Below are 22,488 nucleotides of genomic sequence, written 5' to 3'. Positions count from 1 at the left end.
ATTCCGAACCCGGAAGCTAAGCCTTACAGCGCCGATGGTACTGCAGGGGGGACCCTGTGGGAGAGTAGGACGCCGCCGAACAAATATTGAGAAAGGCCTACGCCATAGCGGCGTGGGCCTTTCTGCGTTTACGGCGCCGTTTAAGCTCGGTGGCATGCGCTACGACCTGGTTATCTTCGACAACGACGGCGTCCTCGTCGACAGCGAGCCCATCTCCAACCGGCTGCTGGCCGCCTATCTCACCGAGTTGGGGCACCCGACCTCCTACGAGGACTCCATACGGGACTACATGGGGTCCGCGATGCACCGGGTCCACGAACTCGTCCTGGAGCGCACGGGGCAGCGGCTGCCGGACGACTTCGACGATGTCTTCCACACGCGCGTGTTCGCCGCCTTCGCCGCGGAGTTGAAGCCCGTGGCGGGAGCGGCGGAGGTGCTGGCGCGGCTGGCGGTGGACGGGGTGCCGTACTGCGTGGCCTCCTCGGGGAGTCATGAGCGGATTCGGGTGGGGCACCGGACGACCGGGCTCGACCAGTGGTTCGACGCGTCTCGGATCTTCAGCGCGCAGGACGTGGGGCGCGGGAAGCCGGCGCCTGACCTGTTCCTGTACGCGGCGGAGCGGATGGGGGTCGCGCCGGAGCGGTGTGCCGTGGTCGAGGACAGTCCGCTGGGGGTGCGGGCGGCCGTGGCGGCCGGCATGGACGTCTACGGGTTCACCGCCATGACACCGGCCGAGCGGCTGGCGGGTGCCACCCAACTCTTCGCCGACCTCGGGCAGTTGGTTGACCTGCTGGAATGACCGGGGGCATGGCGGCGAGGCTGACAATTGTCATGCCGAGCTGCGGACGATCGTTTCTACTGGGGGACCCCGTCCGGGCGCGAAGCTGAGGGCATGACGAAGACGACGAACACCGGGTCCCAGAACGAGCGCAAGCAGCAGCCCAGCGTGCTGGAGAACCTCCGGCCGCTGATCGTGGACGTGGCGGTGCCCCTCGGGTCGTACTACTTCTTCAAGGAGGCCTTCGGGATGAGCACCTTCGCGGCGCTCGCCTGGAGCAGCGTGGTGCCGGCCGTCCGGACGGTCTGGAGTGTGGTGCGGGAGCGCCGGATCAATGGGCTGGCGGCACTGATCCTGGTCGTGAACGTGGTCGGGCTGGCTCTGAGCTTCGTCTCCGGTGACCCGCGGCTGATGCTCGCCAAGGACGGCGCGGTCAGCAGCACCGTGGGCATCGGGATCCTGGTGTCGGTGGCGCTGGGCAGGCCGATGATGACGGCAGGGCTGAAGCCGTTCCTGGTGAAGGGCGACGCGGCCCGGGAGGCCGCCTGGGAGCGGCTGGCGTCCGGGAGCGCGGTCCGATCGGCGGAGTTCCTGCGCAAGGAGCGGGTCTTCTCCGTGCTCTGGGGCCTGGTGCTGCTGGCGGAGTGCGTCGCCCGGGTCGTCGGCGCCTACACGATCCCCGTGGCCACCATGGTCTGGCTGAGCTCTCTCCTCCTGGTCGTCGCGATCAGCCTCGGGATGGTGCTCTGCGGCGGGGCGGCGGCGGAGCCGATGGCGCGCCTGATCACCGACGAGGTGAAGCGCCAGGAAGCGGCACAGGAGCGGGAGCAGGGGCTCGCGGTCGCCGCCTGAGGAGCAGGGCGGTAAAGCTGAAGGAAATTCATCTTTGGCTGGATCTACCCACGAGTACGCCGGGGCCCTACGCTCGCCGCCATGACAGATGTGCTGCGGCGCGGTAGGGCCTCGCTGGCGTTCAGTTTCTTCACTCAGGGTGCCACCTTCGCGCTGCTGGTGACGCGCATCCCCGCCATCCAGGACCGGTACGGCGTCTCCGACGCGCTGTTGCCGGTCTTCCTGGCTGCCGTGCCCGTCCTGGCCGGCGTCGGCAGCGTCACCACCGAGCAGTTGGTGAAGCGCATACGGCCGAGTCGGCTGCTGCGCTGGTCCCAGCCGGTGGTGATGCTGGCGCTGCTCGGGGTGGGGTCCGGCGGGGTGATGGCCGAGCTGGCGGTGGCGCTGGCCGCGTTCGGACTTGCCGTGGGCGCGCTGGACGCCTCGATGAACATGCTCGGGGTGAGTCTGCAGCGGACGTACGGACGCAGCATCATGCTCAGCTTCCATGCCGCGTACAGCCTGGGCGGAATTCTCGGGGCGTCACTGGCCTGGGTGGGGGCGCACTGGCACCTCGCGCTGTGGGTGTCGTACCTGCCGGTGGTCGCGGTGCTGCTGCCGGCCGCGCTGGTGGGCAGCCGGTGGTACGTGGACGGCGATCCCGCGCCGGTGGCGGACGGGACGGCCGGTGAGGGCGGGGGTGCCAGTGGTGTCGTCTTCAAGGTGCTGCTGCCGCTGTGTCTGGTGATGACCTTCGCCTACATCGGAGACTCGACCGTCTCCAACTGGAGTGCGAAGTACCTGAAGGACGTACTGGGCAGCAGTGAACAGCTCGCCACGGTGCCGTACAACGTGTACATGGTGACCACGCTGGTCGGGCGGGCCCTCGGGGACTTCGGGGTGCGGCGGTTCGGTGCGGTGACCGTCGTGCGACTGGGGTCGCTGGTGGCGGCCGTCGGGTTCGCGGTGGTGGCGGCGGCGCCGGGGGCCTGGGTCGGCATGGCCGGGTTCACTCTGCTGGGGCTGGGCTTGTGCGTGCTGGTGCCGCAGACCTTCGCGGCGGCGGGGAGGCTGTTCCCGGGGTCTTCGGACGCGGCCATCGCACGGCTGAACATCTTCAACTATGTCGGTTTCCTGATCGGTTCCCCGTTGGTCGGGGCGCTCGGGGATGCGTGGAGCTATCGCGGGGCGATGTTGGTTCCGATGGTGTTGGTGCTGGTGACGTTGGTGTATGCCCGTTCGTTCGCGACCAGGTCGGACCGATACGGTGGCGGGCATGAGCGGCCGCGCACAGCTGATGTGGGACGAGGCAGTAACGGGCTATGACTTCGGTCGGGGCCATCCGATGGATCCGGTCCGGCTGGCGTTGACCCGGAGTCTGGTCGGTGCCTTCGGGCTGGACCGGGTGGTGGACGTCGTCGCCGCCAAGCCGGCCGGGGAGTCGACGCTGCGGCTGGTGCACCGGGAGGACTACATCGAGGCCGTGAAGGCGGCCTCGGCGGAGCCCGCGGCGGCCGACCAGTCGTACGGCCTGGGTACGGTGGACGACCCCGCCTTCGCCGGGATGCACGAGGTGTCCGCCCTGATCGCGGGGCAGTCGGTGGGGGCGGCCGAGGCGGTGTGGCGGGGGGACGTCGACCACGCCGTGAACTTCGCAGGTGGGTTGCACCACGCGATGCCGGGGGCCGCGTCGGGGTTCTGCATCTACAACGACGCGTCGCTCGCCATCGCGCGGCTGTTGGAGCTGGGGGCCGAGCGGGTCGCGTACGTGGATGTGGACGTGCACCACGGGGACGGGGTGCAGGCCGCGTTCTGGGATGATCCGCGGGTGCTGACGATCTCGCTGCACGAGCATCCCCGTACGTTGTTCCCGCAGACCGGCTGGCCGGAGGAGGTCGGTGCCGGGGCGGGGGAGGGTGCCGCGGTGAACGTGGCGTTGCCGGCGGGGACCGGGGACGCGGGGTGGGTGCGGGCGTTTCACGCCGTCGTGCCGGAGCTGGTCGCCGACTTCCGGCCGCAGGTGCTGGTGACGCAGCACGGCGCCGACACGCACTTCGAGGATCCGCTGGCTCATCTGGCGGTCTCGCTGGACGCGCAGCGGGCGGTGCAGGTGGCGTGTCATGAGCTGGCGCACGAGTACGCCGGGGGGAAGTGGGTCGCGTTGGGGGGCGGGGGGTACGAGGTGGTGGATGTCGTGCCTCGGTCGTGGACGCATCTGGTGGCGATCGCGGCGGGGCGGGAGGTGTTGCCGGAGACGGTGGTTCCGGAGGGGTGGCGGCAGGAAGTGTTCGCTCGGACGCGGCAGTTGGGGCCGGGGCGGATGACGGATGGGCGTTGGCCGGTGGGGTGGGCGTCGTGGGACGGGGGGTACGATCCCGCGGACCGGCTGGATCAGGCGGTGCTGGCGACTCGGCGGGCCGTGTTCCCGCTGCGGGGGTTGCTGCCGTAGTTTCTCGCCCCCGCCGCCCCTACCCGTCCCGTCCTTCCAGGGGGTGGGCCCCCTTCGACCGCCCGGTTCGGGGGCTGCCGCCCCCGGACCCCCGCATCGGCCTGCGGCCTCGTCCTCAAACGCCGGACGGGCTGAAAGCGTCTGCCGGACGGGCTGGAAGCGTCTGGCGGATGGGCTGGAAGGTGTCCTCAGTGCCGGGTGCGGGGTGTGGGGGTTAGGCCGACTGTGCGGTGTTCGGGGGTTGTGGGGGCGGTGGGGGTGAGGGGCCTTCAGGATGGGTGGGGTGGGTGGTGGTGGTGGGCTTCGGGGCTATTTGGTGGGGGCCGGGCTGGCGGGGGTGGTGGGGAACCCGCGGGAGCGGAGTCTGGGGCGGTATCGGCTGTTCGCTGCTCGGGATCCTCGGGTGTTGATCGGGATCGATCCGCAAGGGAGGTGGGGCGAGCAGGAGTTGGTTCGGTTGATGGCGGCCAAGTGTGGGGTTTCGGACGATCCGCGGTGCGTTTCAGGGCATGATGTGATCGATCCCGACCTGACGATCGCCGGGCTGGACGCGTTCGCCGAGCGGGTGGCGGTGGTGGCCCGGCGGCGGGCTCCCGTGTTGTTCGGCACCGGGCATCCGCACCGGCTGACCGGGTTCTACGCCGGTCTCGCGCACGCCCTGTCGGCGGCGGGATGTGAGATTCTCACCCCGGCGCAGGGTCGCTGTGTCGACATAACGACCCGGTTCGGCCTACGTACGTGCACTCTCGATTACGTACGAGGAGTCGGGTTCGTGAGAGAAGTGGGCCGTGAGCGCCCCGGTTGTGCGCCGGGGGCACATACGCATTCGCCGCTGCCGGTTCGGGTGGCGCTGGATGCGGCGGCGGGGAGCGGCGGCCCTCTGCCCGAGCTGGTGGTCGGGGACCATGGCTGGGTCTGCGGTGCAGGTCAGCTCGGGTTCGAGGCCATTGGGCTGGCGGATACGGATGACCCCGCGCCCTTCGTGGGGGAGGCCGAGGGGGTGGTGGCCGTCGCCGTTCCGGTTGATGACGGCGTGCGGTCCTGTTGCTACACGCCGCTTACCCGCTACGTACTCAATCGAGCGTGTCTGTCACAGTAGGCCGCCGATGGGTGCACCTCTTCCCCACTCGCATCACCCGCCCCTACATTGGGGAGTGAGCACGCAACGACGAAGAGTCACCGGAAGGGGAAGCCGGTGGCCCGTCGAGTGCGGAAGGTTCAGGTGTGTCATGGCAGCTGGCGAGAGGCCTCTGAACGAGGTCGTGTTCCTGACCGTGGCGGAGGTCGCCGCGGTGATGCGAGTGTCGAAGATGACCGTGTACCGGCTGGTGCACAGCGGTCATCTGCCCGCGATTCGGGTGGGGCGGTCCTTCCGCGTCCCCGAGCAAGCGGTACACGAGTACCTCCGCGAGAGCTACGTGGGGGTGGAGACCGCCTGACGACGGTTTCGGGATACCCGGAGCACCTCGATTACGAGCTCAGCGCTCGGGCGGGTAGGCTAGCCCCTCGTAGGTCGTGTGGGCCCATGATGCCCAGCACCGAGTGATGAGAAGTGAGCGAGGGTAGTCGTGGGCTCTGTTATCAAGAAGCGGCGCAAGCGGATGGCCAAGAAGAAGCACCGCAAGCTGCTCAAGCGCACGCGTGTTCAGCGTCGTAACAAGAAGTAAGTACGGCGCCGAGCCGCGAGAGCTTGTGTGTGGCCCCCCACCAGTACGGTGGGGGGCCACTGCGTTTTCCGGCCGTTGCGACGCATCGTGGCCTGTCGGGGGTCATGCCGCCGCAACACCGACCCGCTAAGTTGGCCCGCATACGGGAACACGGAAGAAAGGCGCTGATCTTGGGGAAGGTCGTGCTCGTGACCGGAGTGGCCCGTCAACTCGGGGGCCGTTTCGTACGGCGGATCCAGCGTGACCCCGAGGTGGACCGGGTGGTCGCCGTGGACGCGGTGGCGCCCGAGCACCACCTGGGCGGGGCGGACTTCATCCAGACCGACATCCGCCAGCCGAGCATCGCCCGGGTGCTGGCCGAGAGCGGTGCCGACACGGTCGTCCACATGGACGTGACCGGTACTCCGCTGGGCAGCGGGAGCCGGGCCACCGTCAAGGAGACCAACGTCATCGGGACGATGCAGCTGCTCGGCGCCTGCCAGAAGTCGCCGAACGTCAAGCGGCTGGTGATCAAGTCCAGTACGAACGTGTACGGCTCCGCGCCGAAGGACCCGGCCGTCTTCACCGAGACCACCCCGCCGAAATCGCTGCCCAGCGGCGGGTTCGCGAAGGACACGGTGGAGGTGGAGGGGTATGTGCGCGGCTTCGCCCGGAGGCGGCCCGACGTGGCGGTCTGCGTGCTGCGGTTCGCCAACATCCTCGGGCCCACCGCTGACACCCCGCTCGCCTCCTACTTCTCGCTGCCGGTGCTGCCCACCGTGCTCGGGTACGACCCGCGGCTGCAGTTCGTGCACGAGGACGACGTGATCGAGGTGCTGCGGATCGGCTCGCGCGAGCCGGCCCGGGGGACGCTGAACAGCGGCACGTTCAACATCGCGGGTGACGGGGTGCTGCTGCTCTCGCAGTGTTCGCGGCGGCTGGGGCGGCCCACCGTGCCGTTGCTGCTGCCGGCGGTCACCTGGGCCGGGTCCCTGGTGCGGACGCTCGGCATGAGCGACTTCTCGCCCGAGCAGATCCGGCTGCTGACGCACGGCCGGGTGGTGGACACCGTCCAGATGCGCGAGACGCTGGGATTCAGGCCGAGGTACACGACGGCCGAGACCTTCGCGGACTTCGCGCTCGCCCAGGTCCCGGGGCTGCTGCCGCCCCAGGCCGTGGCCGCGGCCGTCGACCGGCTCGCCGTGCTGCCCGCCCTGGGCGGCGGGCGGACGCCGGCGGGTACCCGGACGCAGAACCCGACCCAGAGCGCCAACTGAGGAGCGCAGCAACGATGGCGGACGCCAAGGTCATTCCGTTCGACGACGACCGGTCCCGCGGGGCTGCCGTGCAGCGGCCGGCCCGGCGCCGGGCCGCGGGGAGCCGGCGCAAGGGCGGTGCCGAGCAGGCGGCGGTGCGCGAGCCCGCGGCGGTGGTGCGCGAGTCCGCAGGGGTGCGGGAGGTCCAGCCTCTCGCCGTGCGGATCCCCGCGCAGGAGGATGTGCATGTGACCCGGGAGAACCCTGAGAAGGGCGTGGAGCAGCCACCGCACGACGAGGCCGGCCTGGAGCAGCGCGTCGCGCGCGGACTCGCGTTCCTGCGGCGGCGGCTGACCGGAGACTACGAGGTCGACGACTTCGGGTACGACGAGGAGCTGACCGACCAGGTCCTGATGTCCCTGCTGCGGCCGGTGTACGAGAAGTACTTCCGGGTCGAGGTGAAGGGTATGGAGAACATCCCGGCCGAGGGCGGTGCGCTGATCGTCGCCAACCACTCCGGGACGCTGCCGCTGGACGGGCTGATGATGCAGGTGGCCGTGCACGACCGGCACCCGGCGAATCGTCACCTCAGGCTGCTCGCGGCGGATCTGGTCTTCGTGCTGCCGGTGGTGAACGAACTGGCGCGCAAGCTGGGGCACACGCTCGCGTGCGCGGAGGACGCCGAGCGGCTGCTGGCCCAGGGCGAACTGGTCGGGGTGATGCCGGAGGGGTTCAAGGGCATCGGGAAGCCCTTCAGCGAGCGGTACAAGCTCCAGCGGTTCGGGCGGGGCGGGTTCGTCTCCACGGCACTGCGGCAGGGGGTGCCGATCATTCCCTGCTCGATCGTGGGGGCCGAGGAGATCTACCCGATGATCGGCAACGCGAAGACGCTGGCCCGGGTGCTGGGGATTCCGTATTTTCCGCTGACGCCGACGTTTCCGTGGCTGGGGCCGCTGGGGGCGGTGCCGCTGCCGACGAAGTGGACGATTCAGTTCGGGGAGCCGATCCGTACGGACGGGTATCCGCCGGAGGCGGCCGAGGATCCGATGCTGATGTTCAACCTGACGGACCAGGTGCGGGAGCAGATCCAGCACACGCTGTACAAGTTGCTTGTGCAGCGACGGTCGGTTTTCTTCTGAGCGCCGCTGCGGGTTGAGGTGCGATCGCCGGCGCGGCGCCGTCGTGGTTGCTCGCGCCCACGCGGCGGAGCCGCAGATCAGATACAGCCCCGCGCCCCCCAAGGTCGGCTTCGCCGCCTTGGGGGGCGCGGGGTGCACCTCGTTGCTCAGCTGCTGCTGTCCTCGCTGTCGATGCCCAGGCCTGGTAGCAGCCCCGGCAGGAGCGGGGGCAGGGTGACGTCCGGTGCGCTGGATGCGGACCTGGACGGGGGCGGGGTGCTCGAACCGGTCTTCGGCGGATCCAGGAGGCCGCCCGTGGTGCCGCCGATCAGGCCGTTGTCCGCGCTGCCGGAGGCGGAGCCGCTGGGGCTGCCGGATCCGGATGCGTGGCCCGTGGAGGAGCCGCCGGAGGAGGACGGGGGCGTGGCCCGGTGGCTGCCGGCGGAGCCGGTGGACGCCGTGCCGGAGCCCTGCCTGCCGGTGCCGCCGCCGGTGTTCTGGGACGGCTGGGGGAGCAGGGACTGCAGCGGGGCGACCTCTTGGTCTATGGCCTCGAAGACGGACGACACCTGCTGGCTGACGTCCCCGAGCTGGACCGGGAGCTTCTCGCGCAGGGCGCCCCAGGCCTCGCGGTGGGACTGGGCGAAGGCGGACAGTGCCTGGATGGGGCCCAGGGAGTCCGGGTCGCGCTCGTAGGCCTCGTGGAGCAGGCGGTGGCCCTCGGTGACGTCCTGCTGCATGCCGGACAGGGTGCGCCGGATCTCACCGATCGACTCGTGGTCGAGGTGGCCGCCGCGGCCCCGTTCCATCAGCCGACGGGCCTCCATCAGGCGGGTCGAGGCCTGGTCGAGGTAGGTCTGGCCGCGCTGGTCGTCGCCGTCGGTCAGGTAGTTGAGCTTGAAGTCCTCGATGCCGCGTTTCAGGCCGTACAGCGAGTCGCCGGGCAGGGCGTCGGAGCTGGCGGCGGCGACCCCGCCGAAGGCTCCGGCGGCCACGCCGACGCTCAGGCCGCCCGCGGCGAGCCCCTTGGTGAGCCGGGAACGCGGTCGCAGCTTGCCCAGCGGACTGGCCCGGTGCGCGCCCTTGGCACGGGCCGCCCGCTGCTCGGGTACCGAAGCGTCCGCCGCCCCGCCCAGGGTGCCCTCCGCCAGCATGGCCTCCATCGCGGCCACCAACTGGGCCCGCTGGACGACCTTGACCTCCGGGTCGAGCTCCGGCCTGGGCAGTGCGGCGAGTCCCGTCGCCAGGGCCAACAGCTCGCCCCGCTCGGTCCGTTCGGCCCGGTCCGGAGCGGCCGGTGGATCGCCCGTGGGCCCTCCGGACGGCTCGGCCGCCGGGTCCCGGTCGGGCTGCTCCTCCAGAGCCTGGGCGAAGGCGTTCGCCCGCCGGTGGGCCGATACGTTCGCGATCACTGGCGGCACCTCCTCTCGTCATGACGGTCGACTCCCCAGGGGGTCCTGAGGGTTGCACGCCGTCGGCCAGGCCACACGATCGGGGGATCGGGGCTGGCCGGACGTGACCACAGGGAGCCTGTATCCCGCACAACGAGCGGCTCGGCACTTGGGTTACGGACCCCCGCCGATCGGCTGAGAAAGGCAACACGCTTTGACGGAGCGTGAGTTGGGGGTAGCCGAGGGTGTCCGGTTCAGCGCGCGTCGTCCGGCAGGAGCCGGGCGAGGGTGCGCACGGCCCGGTACTGGAGGGTCTTGATGGCGCCCTCGTTCTTCCCCATCACGCGGGCGGTCTCGGCGACCGAGAGGCCCTGGAGGAAGCGGAGTGTCACGCACTCCTGCTGCTGGGGGTTGAGGCGTCGTACGGCATCGAGCAGGGCCGCGTTGGAGAGGGACTCCAGGACGGAGTCCTCGGGCGAACGTTCGACCTCGTTGGCGTCGAGCATCTCGCCGGTGGTGACCTCCAGGCGGAAGCGGCTCGACTTGAAGTGGTCGGCGACCAGGTTGCGGGCGATGGTGACCAGCCAGGCGCCGAAGTCGCGGCCCTGCCAGGTGAAGGTGCCGATCCTTCTGAGGGCGCGCAGGAACGTCTCGCTGGTCAGGTCCTCGGCGGTCGCCTTGCCGCCGACGCGGTAGTAGATGTAGCGGTACACGGTGTCGCTGTACTGGTCGTAGAGACGGCCGAAGGCGTCGGCCTCGCCGGCCTGGGCGCGCTCCACGAGGTCCATCATCCGGGCGCTGTCGCTGTCCGCGGCCGGGCGGCGGGTGGTGGTGCCGGGGCCGGAGCCGCGGCCGCGTCTGCCGACGCCCCGCCCGTCGCCGGATCGGCGGCCCTCGACGACGGCGCCGCGCGCCGGCACCTGTTCCATGCCGTCGGCCAGCGCGTAGCACGGGCCGACGGGGGCGGTGGTGGCGAAGGCGGGGACGCCGTACGCGGTCCGGACACGGCCGCGCAGCGTCTCTTTGACCGTCGCGACTGTTGCGCGCAGCGTAGCCAGGCCCGAGGCGTCAACCCCGACGTGTGGGTACACGGGACTCCCAGAGGCAGAGCTTCCATCACGTGCAGTGCGGAACCTTTCACCCGTCGTAGCGACGGAAGGGAACCGGTTTGCGTCGTAGGAGAATAACGCTTCGTACAGGCACTGCTACACCGAGTTGCTCAAATCATCGATTGCGTCGCTTCTGTAACCGTTTGGCGGCGCCTCAAGGGCCGTAGAGTGATCGGTCGTTGACCGGAAACGTGCGGGTTTCGGCGATGTGCGGGGCGTGTTCGGGTGACGGAGCGATAATTCGGCCGCGCGGCGTGCAGGGCGGTGGTGGGCAGCGCGCCCCAAGGGGGCGCGGGGAACTGCGCGACCGGCCACGACGCACCCGCACTCGGCAACCGGTCCGCGGTCCTACGGCGATGTCCCGCGCGGCACTACGGCGATGTCCCGCGCAGCGGACGGTGGGCGTTGGGTCAGCGGCGGCGGCGGCTGAAGGCGATGGCCGCTGCCGTGCCGCCGGCGACCGCGCCGACCCCGGCCGCCGCCGGGATCCCCACCTTCGCCGCCTTCCGCCCCGTGCGATAGTCGCGCAGACGCCAGTCCAGCTCGCGCGCGTGCTTGCGCAGCTTCGTGTCCGGGTTGATGGCGTACGGGTGCCCGACCAGGGACAGCATCGGGATGTCGTTGTGGCTGTCGCTGTAGGCGGCGCACCGGGAGAGGTCGAGGCCCTCCGCGGCGGCCAGGGCGCGTACCGCCTCCGCCTTGGCGGGGCCGTGCAGGGGCTCGCCGACCAGCTTGCCCGTGTAGACGCCGTCCACCGACTCGGCGACCGTGCCCAGCGCGCCCGTCAGCCCCAGCCGGCGGGCGATCACGCCGGCGATCTCCACCGGGGCGGCGGTGACGAGCCACACCTTCTGGCCCGCGTCCAGGTGGGCCTGGGCGAGGGCGCGGGTGCCGGGCCAGATGCGCTCGGCCATGTACTCGTCGTAGATCTCCTCGCCGATGGTCTGGAGCTCGGCGACGCGGTGGCCCTTGACGATGGAGAGGGCCGAGTCGCGGGCGTCCTGCATGTGCTCGGGGTCCTCGACGCCGGCCAGCCGGAACCATGCCTGCTGCCAGGCGAACCTGGCGAGGTCGCGGGTCTCGAAGAACTTCCGTTTGTACAGGCCACGGCCGAAGTGGAAGATGGCGGCGCCCTGCATGACGGTGTTGTCCAGGTCGAAGAACGCGGCGGCCTTGTCGTCGCCGAGCACCGGGAATTCCGGCTCCGCGGCCTCGCCGGCCGGCGCCGTCGCTTCCTGGTTCTTGCGCGCGGCCTCTGCCGAGGCCTCGCCTGCCAACACGCTCCGCGCCGTGGCGGAGCGCCTACGGGGAGTGAGCCATCCGAGAGCGGCCATGTCGTGAGCATAGCCAGTTTGTTCGGAGGTTCCGGAGTCACGGGAGTTGGATGGGTGTGAACTCTCCGCGACCGGGTCGTTAAACAGGGCGGAGAACCCGTGCAGAAGGCGGCGGACATGCCCTGCCAGGGGCGGGACAATGGACGTCATGAGTCCCCTCTTTGGCCGGAAGGCGCCCGCGCCGAGTGCTCGGTTGGTCACCCTCATCCGTAAACCCGGCTGCCATCTGTGTGATGACGCACAGGTCGTGGTCGAGAAGGTGTGCGGCGACCTCGGCGTGCCCTGGGAGCAGAAGGACATCACCCAGGACGCACACCTGTACGACCAGTACTGGGAGCAGATCCCGGTGGTCCTCGTCGACGGTGAGCAGCACACCTTCTGGCGCGTGAACGAGGAACGGCTCCGCAAGGCACTGACCGACTAGTCCAAACCGGCTGCAAAGTCGCTTAGGATCGACGGCGGCTTGGTCTCGGGGGCGGGATGCGTGAGGAGTGTGTACGGTTTTGCCCCCATCGGAGAGGGAGCGCGGGCGCTTGTGCGCCGGTTCCGGACAGCTGCGCCGAGGGCGCGTGACCCCGGTCACGTTGGGCGGGCAAATCGGACACCATCTTTGTGCACGCGTTCACAAAGACATAGCCTGCTGTCGACGGGGCGGTCCGGGTACGTGTGACCGTCCGCAGCCCCGCTCAACCCGTTGGAGCACCGTGGCAACTGGCCGAACTCACCGACCGGCGACCCGCAGCCGAGGGATCCCCGAGGCCACCGTCGCCCGGCTTCCGCTGTACCTCCGCGCTCTGACCGCACTGTCCGAGCGCTCGGTCCCCACGGTCTCCTCGGAGGAGCTGGCCGCGGCCGCGGGGGTCAACTCCGCGAAGCTGCGCAAGGACTTCTCCTACCTGGGTTCGTACGGAACGCGCGGTGTCGGCTACGACGTCGAGTATCTCGTCTACCAGATCTCCCGCGAGCTGGGTCTGACCCAGGACTGGCCGGTTGTGATCGTCGGCATCGGAAACCTGGGCGCCGCCCTCGCCAACTACGGCGGGTTCGCCTCCCGCGGCTTCCGGGTCGCCGCCCTCATCGACGCCGATCCGGCGATGACCGGCCGGCAGGTCGCCGGGATCGCCGTGCAGCACAGCGACGACCTGGAGAAGATCATCTCCGACAACGGCGTCTCCATCGGCGTGATCACCACCCCGCCGGGCGTCGCCCAGCAGGTCTGCGACCGCCTCGTGGCCGCCGGGGTCACCTCCATCCTGAACTTCGCGCCGACCGTGCTCGCCGTCCCGGACGGCGTCGACGTGCGCAAGGTCGACCTCTCCATCGAGCTGCAGATCCTCGCCTTCCACGAACAGCGCAAGGCCGGCGAGGAGCACGAGGGTGCGGCCGCGCCCGTCGCCGCGCACCAGGACGCCACTGAGCAGGGGCCCGACGGGGACGTACCCGCCGTGATGCCGGCATGAGTCTCCTCGTCGTCGGGCTGAGCCACCGCAGCGCCCCGGTCAGCGTCCTGGAGCGGGCCGCGCTGACCGCGGACGCCCAGGTCAAGCTGGTCCAGGACACGGTCGCCGCCGAGCCGGCCACCGAGGCGGCGGTGCTCGCCACCTGCAACCGCATCGAGCTCTACGCCGACGTCGACAAGTTCCACGCCGGCGTCGCCGAGCTGTCCACGCTGCTCGCCCAGCACAGCGGGGTCGGGCTCGAGGAGCTCACCCCCTACCTCTACGTGCACTACGAGGACCGGGCCGTCCACCACCTGTTCTCGGTGGCCTGCGGGCTCGACTCGATGGTGGTCGGCGAGGGGCAGATCCTCGCGCAGATCAAGGACTCGCTGGCCCGCGCCCAGGAGCTGCACAGCGCCGGTCGGCTGCTGAACGACCTGTTCCAGCAGGGGCTCAGGGTCGGCAAGCGCGCGCACTCCGAGACGGGGATCGACCGGGCCGGACAGTCCCTGGTCACCTTCGGGCTCGAACAGCTGGCCGCCGGTGCCGAGGTGCAGACCTGGGCCCGGGGCAAGAAGGCGCTGGTCATCGGCGCCGGTTCGATGTCCTCGCTGGCCGCGGCCACGCTCGCGCGGACGGGGGTCACGGAGATCGTCGTGGCCAACCGGACGTACGACCGTGCCGAGCGGCTCGCCGAGATCCTCACCGAGAGCGGCGAGACGGACGTGGTGGCCCGCGCGGTACCGATGGACGCGGTGCCGGGCGAGCTGACACGTGCCGACGTCGTGGTGTCGTGCACGGGAGCCACCGGACTCGTGCTGACGGCGGAGGCGGTCGCGGCGGCGGTCGAGGGGCGCACCGGTGAGCCGGTCGCCGAACTCGACGCGTCCCCCGCCCCGAAGCAGCCGCCGGCCGTCACCGGCACCGTCGGCAACGACGACACCTGTCCGCTGGACCTCACCGCCGAGCAGAGTGGTTTCTCCGTGATGGGAGAGGCCGCCGTCGCCGGGATGGCCGCCGCCGAGCTGGAGCAGCACGCGGCCTGGGTGGACAACGGGACCGTCGACCGACGGGACGCCGCCCGCCGTACGCCGGAGGCCGAGGCCGAGCTGATCGAGGCGCTCGCCGCGGCCGCCGCCCGGATCGGCCGGATCCCGGAGCGGCGCAGACCTGAGCCGGTCGCCGGGTTCGCCCGGCCCGCTCCCGCGCTGTTCCTGCTCGACCTCGCGATGCCCCGCGACATAGACGCGGCCGTGCACCGGCTGGCCGGGGTGCGGCTGGTGGACATCGAGTCGCTGGCGGAGGCGTCCGCGGACGCGCCGATGGCGGCCGACGTGGACCAGGTGCGGCGGATCGTTTCGGACGAGGTCGCCGCCTTCGGCGCGGCCCAGCGGGCGGCGCACATCACGCCCACCGTGGTGGCCCTGCGGACGATGGCCGCCGACGTCGTCGCGACCGAGATCGCGCGGCTCGACGGGCGCCTGCCCGGCCTGGACGAACGCCAGCGCGGCGAGATCCGGCAGGCCGTGCACCGGGTCGTCGACAAGCTGCTGCACGCGCCGACCGTACGGGTCAAGCAGCTCGCGGCCGAGCCCGGCGGCGCCGGGTACGCGGACGCGCTGCGGACCCTGTTCGACCTCGACCCCGAGACGGTGGCCGCCGTCTCCCGGGCCGTGGACAGCACAGAAACGAAGGACCGACCGGCATGAGTGACAATCCACTGAGACTGGGGACCAGGCGATCCAGACTCGCCATGGCCCAGTCCGGGCAGGTGGCGGAAGCCGTGAGCCGGGTGACCGGGCGGCCTGTCGAGCTGGTGGAGATCACCACCTACGGCGACACCTCCCGCGAGCACCTCGCACAGATCGGCGGCACGGGTGTCTTCGTGACCGCCCTGCGGGACGCGCTGCTGCGCGGCGAGGTCGACTTCGCGGTTCACTCGCTCAAGGACCTCCCGACCACCCAGCCCGACGAGCTGGTGCTGGCCGCCGTACCAGTGCGCGAGGACCCGCGGGACGTGATCGTCGCCCGGGACGCGCTGAAGTTCACCGACCTGCCGCGCGGGGCCCGCGTCGGCACCGGTTCGCCGCGCCGCACGGCGCAGCTGAACGCGTACGCGCGCAGCCACGGGCTGGCCATCGAGACGGTGCCGATACGCGGAAACGTCGACACCCGCATCGGGTACGTCCGGGACGGCCAGCTGGACGCCGTCATACTCGCGGCGGCCGGCCTCAGCCGCATCGGCCGCGTCGACGAGGTGACCGACTTCCTGTCGGTCGACACGGTTCTGCCCGCCCCCGGCCAGGGGGCGCTGGCGATCGAGTGCGCCGCGCACCACGCGGAGCTCGTCGCCCTGCTCGGGGAACTCGACGACCCGTTCACGCGGGCCGCCGTGACCGCCGAGCGCTCACTGCTCGCCGCCCTGGAGGCCGGCTGCTCCGCCCCTGTGGGCGCGCTTGCCGACCTGCTGGCCGACGGGCAGATTGTCAAGGAAATGCGCCTGCGGGCAGTCGTCGGCACGACCGACGGCACCCGGACGGTGCAGTTGTCCACCACCGGTCCCGTGCCCGAGACATACGACCAGGCGACGGCGCTCGGTCGCGAACTCGCCACCGAGATGCTTGCCCAGGGCGCGGCCGGTCTGATGGGGGAGCGAGCACAGTGAGCCCCACCAACCTTCCCGCCGGCCTGGAACACGGGCACGTCACCTTCCTGGGTGCCGGACCCGGGGATCCGGGACTGCTGACCTTGCGTGCCGTGGAGGCACTGTCCAGCGCGGACGTCCTGGTCGCCGAGCACGACGTGCTCGACGTGATCAGAACCCACGCCAGGCAGGGCGTCTCCGTCGTGACCACGGATCCGGATCCGTCGTCGGACCCTTATCCGGGCACGGGCACACCTCAACTCACGGTTGTCGACGGCGCGTCGACAACCGCTTCCCTCCCGCCCGTGCGGGATGCGGCTCATCTTGTCATGGAGGCCGCGCGGGGTGGCAGGCGGGTCGTCCGTGCGGTGTCCGGGGACCCGGGACTTGATACGTACGCGACCGAGGAAATGCTCGCCTGCGTGGCCGCGGGTGTGCCCTTCGAGGTCGTGCCGGGTGTCGCGGCCGCGGTGGGGGTGCCGGCCTACGCCGGTGTGCCGCTGCGGGACGCGCAGGGCGCGGACGTCCGCTTCGTGGACGCCCGTACCGCCTCCGACCGGTGCTGGACCGAGGTCGGCGCCTCGGACGGCACGGTCGTGGTCTCCGCCACCCTCGACTCGGTGGCCGCGGCCGCCGGGGAGCTGGTCGCCGCCGGCCGCAAGCCGGACACCCCGCTGACGGTCACCGTCGCCGGTACGACGACCCGGCAGCGGACCTGGACCGCCACCCTCGGCACCATCGCGCAGACGCTGAAGCAGGCGAAGGTGCTGCCCTCGCCGGAGGGCGGCCGCCAGGTGATAGCCGTGGTCGGAGAGCGGTCCGCCGCCGCCCAGCGCGACCAGTTGTCGTGGTTCGAGTCCAAGCCGCTGTTCGGCTGGAAGGTGCTCGTGCCGCGCACGAAGGAGCAGGCGGCGTCCCTCTCCGACCAGTTGCGGTCGTACGGGGCCGTGCCGCACGAGGTGCCGACGATCGCCGTCGAACCGCCGCGTACGCCCCAGCAGATGGAGCGGGCCGTGAAGGGGCTCGTCACCGGGCGGTACGAGTGGATCGCGTTCACGTCGGTCAACGCGGTCAAGGCGGTCCGGGAGAAGTTCGAGGAGTACGGGCTCGACGCGCGGGCCTTCGCGGGGATCAAGGTCGCGGCGGTGGGCGAGCAGACCGCCAAGGCGCTGGTCGCCTTCGGTGTGAAGCCGGACCTGGTGCCGAGCGGGGAGCAGTCCGCCGCCGGCCTCCTGGAGGACTGGCCGCCCTACGACCCGGTCTTCGACCCGATCGACCGCGTCTTCCTGCCGCGCGCCGACATCGCCACGGAGACGCTGGTCGCCGGACTGATCGAGCTCGGCTGGGAGGTGGACGACGTGACCGCCTACCGGACGGTGCGGGCGTCGCCGCCGCCGGCCGACACCCGGGAGGCGATCAAGGGCGGCGGCTTCGACGCGGTGCTCTTCACGTCGTCGTCCACCGTGCGGAACCTGGTGGGTATCGCCGGAAAGCCGCACAACGTGACGGTGATCGCCTGTATCGGGCCCGCCACGGCCAAGACGGCCGAGGAGCACGGGCTGCGGGTGGACGTGATGGCTCCGGAGCCGTCGGCCGCGAAGCTGGCGGAGGCGCTGGCGGAGTTCGGCCTGCGCAGGCGTGCGAGCGCGCTGGAGGCCGGGGATCCGGTGACCCGCCCGAGCGAGCGGCGGCCGGGGGCGCGCAGGAGGCGCACCACGACGTGAGGAGAGGCGGGGCGGGGTGTCCGGTGTGCGGATGCTCCGCCCCTTCTCTGTTCGTCTGTCCCGCGGCGGTCGGCGGCCGGATTTCGCTGCGGAGCATTGCCGCTGCGTCGCCCGGCCACTACTTTAACTCGCAAGGAAATCGCTTGTCCTTACAAGCTTGCGCCTCCCTGCGCAGAAACGATTACTTTGCGGTAACACCCGTAAGTAGTAATCGAGTTGGGCCCTAGCCCTCACCTGAAAGCGGTTTCTGGAGCGTCGCGAACCTTTCACCGGCAGACGTGAGGTGAACCGTGGGCCGTCCCGAGCGACCGGTGGACCCCGAGGACGGGCCCGTGCCCCGTTTCGCACACGAGCTGAGAGCGCTGCGTGCGGCGGCCGGCTCGCCGTCGTACCGGCAGATGGCCCAGCACTCCGGGTTCTCGGTGACCGCCCTCTCGCGCGCCGCGTCCGGCGAACGGCTGGCCTCGGCGGCCGTGGTGCGGGCCTACGCACGGGCCTGCGGGGCCGACCCGGACGAGTGGGAGCGCCGCTGGGCAGCCGTCGCCGAGGAGACACGCTCGCCGTCGGCCGTGGACGGCGACTCGCCCTATCAGGGGCTGGCGCGGTTCGAGTACGCGGACAGCGACCGCTTCTTCGGCCGGGACCGGCTGGTCGAGGACGCGCTGGGCCTGGTGCTGGAACACCGGTTCGCGGTGCTGCTCGGCACCTCCGGCAGCGGCAAGTCCTCGCTGCTGCGGGCCGGTCTGCTGCCCCGGCTGGACGCCCTGGTCCGGGAGAAGGACTGCGGCATGGAACTCCGGCTGATCACGCCCGGCGCCCGGCCCGCCGCCACGCACGGCAGTCTCCTGGCGCCGCCGCCGGACGGGCCGGAACGGTTCGTGGTGGTGGACCAGTTCGAGGAGATCTTCACCCTGTGCCGGTCCCGGGCCGACCGCTGGCGGTTCGTGGACCAGCTGCTCGCCGCGCGGGAACCGGCCGGCCGGCTGCGGGTGGTCATAGCGCTGGACGGCAGTTTCCACAGCCGGTGCACGGAGCACGAAGGACTCGCCGAGGCGTTACGCCACCACACCCTCACCGTCCGCCCCATGAACCGGGCGGAGCTGCAGGAGGCGGTCGTCAGACCGGCCACGGCTGCGGGGCTGCGGGTGGAGCGCGAACTCACCGCCCGGATCGTCGAGGAGGCCGCGGACCGGCCCGGCGCCCTGCCGATGCTCTCGCAGGCCCTGCGGGAGACCTGGCGGAGACGGCGCAGCGGCGTGCTGACGCTGGCCGCCTACGAGGCGGCGGGCGGCATCCACGGAGCGATCGCCTCGGCCGCCGAGGAGGTCTACGGCCGGCTCACCCCCGCCCAGGCCGCCACCGCCCGCCGACTGCTGCTGGCGCTGATCGAGCCGGGCGCCGACACCGCCGGCACCGCCGACACCCGCCGTCCGGTCAGCCGGGCCGACCTGCGCGAGTGGCCCGACCCCGAGGTGCCCGAGGTCCTCCGGCGTCTGGCCCACGCCCGGCTCGTCACCGTCGGCCAGGAGAGCGTCGAACTCGCCCACGAGGCCCTGATCACCTGCTGGCCGCAGCTGCGGGCGTGGATCGAGGCCAACCGCGAACGGCTCGCCGAGCACCGCCGGCTCGGCGAGGCCGCCCGGACCTGGCAGGAACGCGGCCACGACCCCGACAACCTCTACCGTGGCACCCAACTCGCCCTGGCCGACGTGTTGTTCAGGCGTGGCGTCAACGACGGCGACCTCACCGGACGGGAACGGGCCTTCCTCAGCGCCTCCCGGGTCGCCGACTCCATGGAGCGCTGGACGGTGGGCCGGATGCGCAGCCGGATGCGCGGGCTGGCCGCCGCGCTCACCGTCATGGTGGCCGGTGCCCTCGCCGCCGGGCACCTCGCCTGGCAGCGCGACCTCGCGGCCGACCAGGAACGCCTGCGCGCCGGTGCCCTCCAGGCCGCCGCCCTGGCCGGCCGCACCCAGTCCACCGACCCCCGCGGCGCCGCCCTGCTCAGCGTCGCCGCCTGGCGGCTCGCCCCCTCCGCGGCCGGCCGCGCCGCCCTGCTCGGCGCGCTCGCCGAACCCGAGGTCGACCTCTTCACCGGACCGCCGCCCGGCGACGGCGGAGGCGCCTTCCTCACCGACTCCGGCCGCACCCTGCTCGTGCTGGGCGCCGGCGCCTGGTCCTCGTGGGACGTGACCGGACACCGCCGCACCGGGTCGGGAACGCTGCCGGACACCGAGGTGGCCGGGGTCGACGCCGCGGGGCGGACCGTGCTGCTGGCCGGACCCGGCGGACGGCGCGTGTGGCGGCTGCGCGAGGGAGCCGACCAGCGGGCGCCGCGGGGCAGCGTCCTCGGCTTCGGAGCCGACGGGCACAGCTACGCCGTGCGGGACCCCGGTCCGGACCCCGGCGTGCGGCTGCGGGCCGCGGACGACGGCAGCACACTCTTCGCGACCGCGGCGGGCGACGCGTACCCGGTCCCCTCGCCGGACGACCGGCTGGTGGCCGTCTGCCGGCCGGGCCGGCCGATCCAGCTGTGGGACACCGCCCGGAAGCTCTTTCGGCGCGGCGCCTGGCAGGAGTTCCGGACACCGCGCTGCTCGTCCGGGACCGTCGCCTTCGCGGCGGACGGCACCCGGCTCGCCGTGGCTTCGGACGGCGGGGTCCGCGTCTGGGACACCGACAGCGGGCACCGGCTCGCCGACCTCGCCGGGGCGGGCGTCCGGCACCTGGCCGTCACCGCGGACGGGACCTCCCTGGCGGCGGCCGGACCGGACGGGGTGACCGTCTGGCGGCTCGGGGCACCGGGACTGCCGGTGCTCCGCCAGCCGGTGCCCGGCGGCACCGTCACCGGCCTCGCCTGGGCCGCCGACGGCTCGGGCCTGCGCTACCTGGCGGGCAGCACCGTGCACACCCTCGACCTGTCGGCCGTGCTCGCCGCCCCGTGGCGGGCACGGCCCCTGGACGCCGTCCTGCTCAGCCCCGACGGCCGGTTACTGGCCGCCGCGGAGCGGACCGCGACCGGCTACCGCCTGCGCCTGGAGCGGACCCGCACCGGCCGCACGGTGGCCGACCTGCCCTTCCCCGCGGCCCCCGCCGGCCGGTCCCGGGTGCTGCTGGCCTTCAGCCCGGACAGCCGGGCGGTCGCCTACGGCGCCGCCGCGACGACCGGGGCCGCGCCGACCGCCCGGTTCACGGTGCGGGGCACCCGGCCCGGCAGCCGTGCCGCGACCTCCTTCGACGTGACCGGGCCAGCCTCCGCCAGGATCCGGGCCGTCGCCCTGACCGCGCGCGGCCGGCAGCTGGCCCTCGGCTGGGCCGAGCCCGCCGGGCCGCTCGTCGGGCAGCTGTGGGACACCGCCCGCCGGACCCGGGTGACCGGCCGGGACGCCACCGGTGCGGCGCTGCGGGCGGTCATGTCCGCGGGGTTCTCCGGCCGGACCGCCGTGCCGCCCACCGTGCCCGGTCCGTACCCGCCGCTCACCGAGGGGCGCGAGACGTACGACCTCGCGCTCAGCGCCGACGGCAGACGCCTCGCGACAGGGGGTGCCTACGGCACGGTCGCCGTCTGGGACCCCCGGACGGCCGACGGCCCGCTGGCCGTCATCCCCGGCTCCCCGGCCACCTCCGGCTGCGTCTCCTGCACCCGGATCACCGCGCTGGCCTTCAGCCCCGACGCCACCACCCTCGCGGTGGCCTACGGTTCGGGCACCCTGCGGCTGTGGGACCTCACCCTGGACCGGCCCCTGGGCGGCAGCCGCGCCACCTCCGGCGACGTCATCGATTCCCTGGCCTTCGGCCCCGGCGGCTACCTCTACGCCGCCGGTCCGCACGTCCCCGTGCACGCCTACGCCGTCGGCCCCGACCAGGTCGCCGCCCAGCTCTGCGCCCGCGCCGGCCGCTCCCTGAGCGGCACCGAGTGGCGGCGGTACCTGCCCGGGGTGCCTTACCGGCGCGTCTGCGCCGCGCCGGGCCCGCACGCCACCCCCGGCCCCGCACCCGGCACCGGCCTCGCCGTACCCGGCACCGGCCTCGCCCTACCCGGGACCGGCGGTCTTGCCGAGCCCGGCACCGGCCTCGCCGAGCCCGCCCGCACGTCGCCCGCCGCCGACCGGAGGCCCGCGCCGATTCCCGACCCTGGGCCCCGGCACCCGCTTCGGCCCGGATCCGACCAGCGGACCGACCAGCCCCGGACCGGCCCATATCCGACCCACCGGCATCGGACCGACTGGCCTCGGACCGACTGGCCCCGGACGGACCCCGACCGGACGGACCAGCCTCGGGCCCACCCGCGTCACACGTCCCCCCGCCGCACGGCGACCGCACCACCCGGCAAGGACCCGGAACGCGGAATGCCACGGGGCGACGATCAGGAGGGCTGGAACCGAACGGGCAAGAATCCGGCGGCCGGACATCCGCGGGCGGGAAAGCGGGCCGTGAGGAATGCGACGGCGGGCACCGAAAACCCGCCCGCGCGCCCGCCCGGAAAAGGGGAACGGCACCCGTGGCCGAACCGTCCGGTAGCACCGCGCGGTAACACCGATCGGTAAGCGAGACCCGGCCTCACGTCCGGTTCGCCCCTTCCGTGAGGGTGGAGTCGTTCTGTCGCGCCGTACCCGGCGGTAGGGTCTCCGATCCCGTTGTTTACGCCTCTGAGCTGGATTGATCAACAATCCCGGGGCTCCCAGAGTGGATGCCGAACGGTCCGCTCCGCCGCCGCAGACCTCCCCCCGGCGCGGCGGCGGCGCGGTCGCCGTGCCGGCCCTCACACC

At 72.1% G+C, this 22,488-nt stretch carries 18 protein-coding genes and 1 rRNA gene; 16 read left to right on the top strand and 3 right to left on the bottom strand.

The window, feature by feature from the left end:
• The 10 genes from rrf to AB0M11_RS29590 all read left to right on the top strand — a co-directional run.
• Positions 1 to 81, top strand: a 5S ribosomal RNA gene (rrf, locus tag AB0M11_RS29635); the annotation flags it as partial.
• Between the two features lie 73 nt (positions 82 to 154).
• Complete coding sequence (locus AB0M11_RS29630; protein WP_365710807.1) at positions 155 to 799, top strand: HAD family hydrolase; 645 nt, start codon at positions 155 to 157, stop codon at positions 797 to 799.
• Between the two features lie 93 nt (positions 800 to 892).
• Positions 893 to 1,630 carry a VC0807 family protein gene (locus tag AB0M11_RS29625; RefSeq protein WP_365710805.1) on the top strand — a complete coding sequence of 246 codons (738 nt, stop codon included), beginning with the start codon at positions 893 to 895 and terminating at the stop codon, positions 1,628 to 1,630.
• A gap of 81 nt (positions 1,631 to 1,711) precedes the next feature.
• Positions 1,712 to 2,935: an MFS transporter gene (locus tag AB0M11_RS29620; RefSeq protein WP_365710803.1), complete on the top strand. Its 1,224-nt coding sequence runs from the start codon at positions 1,712 to 1,714 to the stop codon at positions 2,933 to 2,935.
• Positions 2,886 to 4,058 (top strand): acetoin utilization protein AcuC, encoded by a 1,173-nt coding sequence (locus tag AB0M11_RS29615; RefSeq protein ID WP_365710801.1) that lies wholly within the window; start codon positions 2,886 to 2,888, stop codon positions 4,056 to 4,058. The genes AB0M11_RS29620 and AB0M11_RS29615 overlap by 50 nt, the downstream gene beginning before the upstream one ends.
• A 274-nt stretch (positions 4,059 to 4,332) precedes the next feature.
• Entirely contained in the window at positions 4,333 to 5,157 is an 825-nt protein-coding gene (locus AB0M11_RS29610) for a phosphatase (RefSeq protein WP_365710799.1), read from the top strand.
• Positions 5,158 to 5,287: 130 nt separating this feature from the next.
• Complete coding sequence (locus tag AB0M11_RS29605; protein WP_067299677.1) at positions 5,288 to 5,497, top strand: helix-turn-helix domain-containing protein; 210 nt, start codon at positions 5,288 to 5,290, stop codon at positions 5,495 to 5,497.
• Between the two features lie 129 nt (positions 5,498 to 5,626).
• Complete coding sequence (locus AB0M11_RS29600; protein WP_003948845.1) at positions 5,627 to 5,725, top strand: AURKAIP1/COX24 domain-containing protein; 99 nt, start codon at positions 5,627 to 5,629, stop codon at positions 5,723 to 5,725.
• Between the two features lie 170 nt (positions 5,726 to 5,895).
• Positions 5,896 to 6,981 (top strand): NAD-dependent epimerase/dehydratase family protein, encoded by a 1,086-nt coding sequence (locus AB0M11_RS29595; RefSeq protein WP_365710797.1) that lies wholly within the window; start codon positions 5,896 to 5,898, stop codon positions 6,979 to 6,981.
• 14 nt (positions 6,982 to 6,995) lie between these two features.
• A complete protein-coding gene (locus tag AB0M11_RS29590) occupies positions 6,996 to 8,099 on the top strand; it encodes a lysophospholipid acyltransferase family protein (RefSeq protein WP_365710795.1) in 1,104 nt (367 codons plus the stop codon).
• 146 nt (positions 8,100 to 8,245) lie between these two features.
• Here AB0M11_RS29590 and AB0M11_RS29585 read toward each other — a convergent pair whose 3' ends face one another.
• The 3 genes from AB0M11_RS29585 to AB0M11_RS29575 all read right to left on the bottom strand — a co-directional run bounded on the left by AB0M11_RS29585 (position 8,246) and on the right by AB0M11_RS29575 (position 11,912).
• Complete coding sequence (locus AB0M11_RS29585; RefSeq protein ID WP_365710793.1) at positions 8,246 to 9,490, bottom strand: DUF5667 domain-containing protein; 1,245 nt, start codon at positions 9,488 to 9,490, stop codon at positions 8,246 to 8,248.
• Positions 9,491 to 9,723: 233 nt separating this feature from the next.
• Positions 9,724 to 10,560, bottom strand: a complete 837-nt coding sequence (locus tag AB0M11_RS29580; RefSeq protein WP_365710791.1) for an ECF subfamily RNA polymerase sigma factor, BldN family — start codon at positions 10,558 to 10,560, stop codon at positions 9,724 to 9,726.
• Between the two features lie 428 nt (positions 10,561 to 10,988).
• Positions 10,989 to 11,912 (bottom strand): HAD-IB family hydrolase, encoded by a 924-nt coding sequence (locus AB0M11_RS29575; protein ID WP_365710789.1) that lies wholly within the window; start codon positions 11,910 to 11,912, stop codon positions 10,989 to 10,991.
• A 139-nt stretch (positions 11,913 to 12,051) separates the two neighbouring features.
• Between AB0M11_RS29575 and AB0M11_RS29570 the strand changes: the two genes are divergently transcribed.
• From AB0M11_RS29570 to AB0M11_RS29545, 6 genes are all read left to right on the top strand, one after another.
• Positions 12,052 to 12,336: a glutaredoxin family protein gene (locus AB0M11_RS29570; protein WP_365710787.1), complete on the top strand. Its 285-nt coding sequence runs from the start codon at positions 12,052 to 12,054 to the stop codon at positions 12,334 to 12,336.
• Positions 12,337 to 12,616: 280 nt separating this feature from the next.
• Positions 12,617 to 13,372, top strand: a complete 756-nt coding sequence (locus tag AB0M11_RS29565) for a redox-sensing transcriptional repressor Rex (protein WP_365710785.1) — start codon at positions 12,617 to 12,619, stop codon at positions 13,370 to 13,372.
• Entirely contained in the window at positions 13,369 to 15,060 is a 1,692-nt protein-coding gene (locus AB0M11_RS29560) for a glutamyl-tRNA reductase (protein ID WP_365710783.1), read from the top strand. The genes AB0M11_RS29565 and AB0M11_RS29560 overlap by 4 nt, the downstream gene beginning before the upstream one ends.
• Positions 15,057 to 16,016: a hydroxymethylbilane synthase gene (gene hemC, locus AB0M11_RS29555; RefSeq protein ID WP_365710781.1), complete on the top strand. Its 960-nt coding sequence runs from the start codon at positions 15,057 to 15,059 to the stop codon at positions 16,014 to 16,016. The genes AB0M11_RS29560 and hemC overlap by 4 nt, the downstream gene beginning before the upstream one ends.
• A complete protein-coding gene (locus AB0M11_RS29550) occupies positions 16,013 to 17,719 on the top strand; it encodes a uroporphyrinogen-III synthase (protein ID WP_365710779.1) in 1,707 nt (568 codons plus the stop codon). The genes hemC and AB0M11_RS29550 overlap by 4 nt, the downstream gene beginning before the upstream one ends.
• Before the next feature lie 332 nt (positions 17,720 to 18,051).
• Entirely contained in the window at positions 18,052 to 22,266 is a 4,215-nt protein-coding gene (locus AB0M11_RS29545; protein ID WP_365710777.1) for a hypothetical protein, read from the top strand.
• Positions 22,267 to 22,488 lie beyond the last annotated feature (222 nt).

Origin of the sequence: Streptomyces sp. NPDC051987 (assembly GCF_040680735.1) — a bacterium.
In the GTDB taxonomy this organism is placed as follows: domain Bacteria; phylum Actinomycetota; class Actinomycetes; order Streptomycetales; family Streptomycetaceae; genus Streptomyces.
The sequence above is the reverse complement of the archived record's forward strand: the minus strand, read 5'-3'. Positions and strand labels throughout refer to the sequence as shown.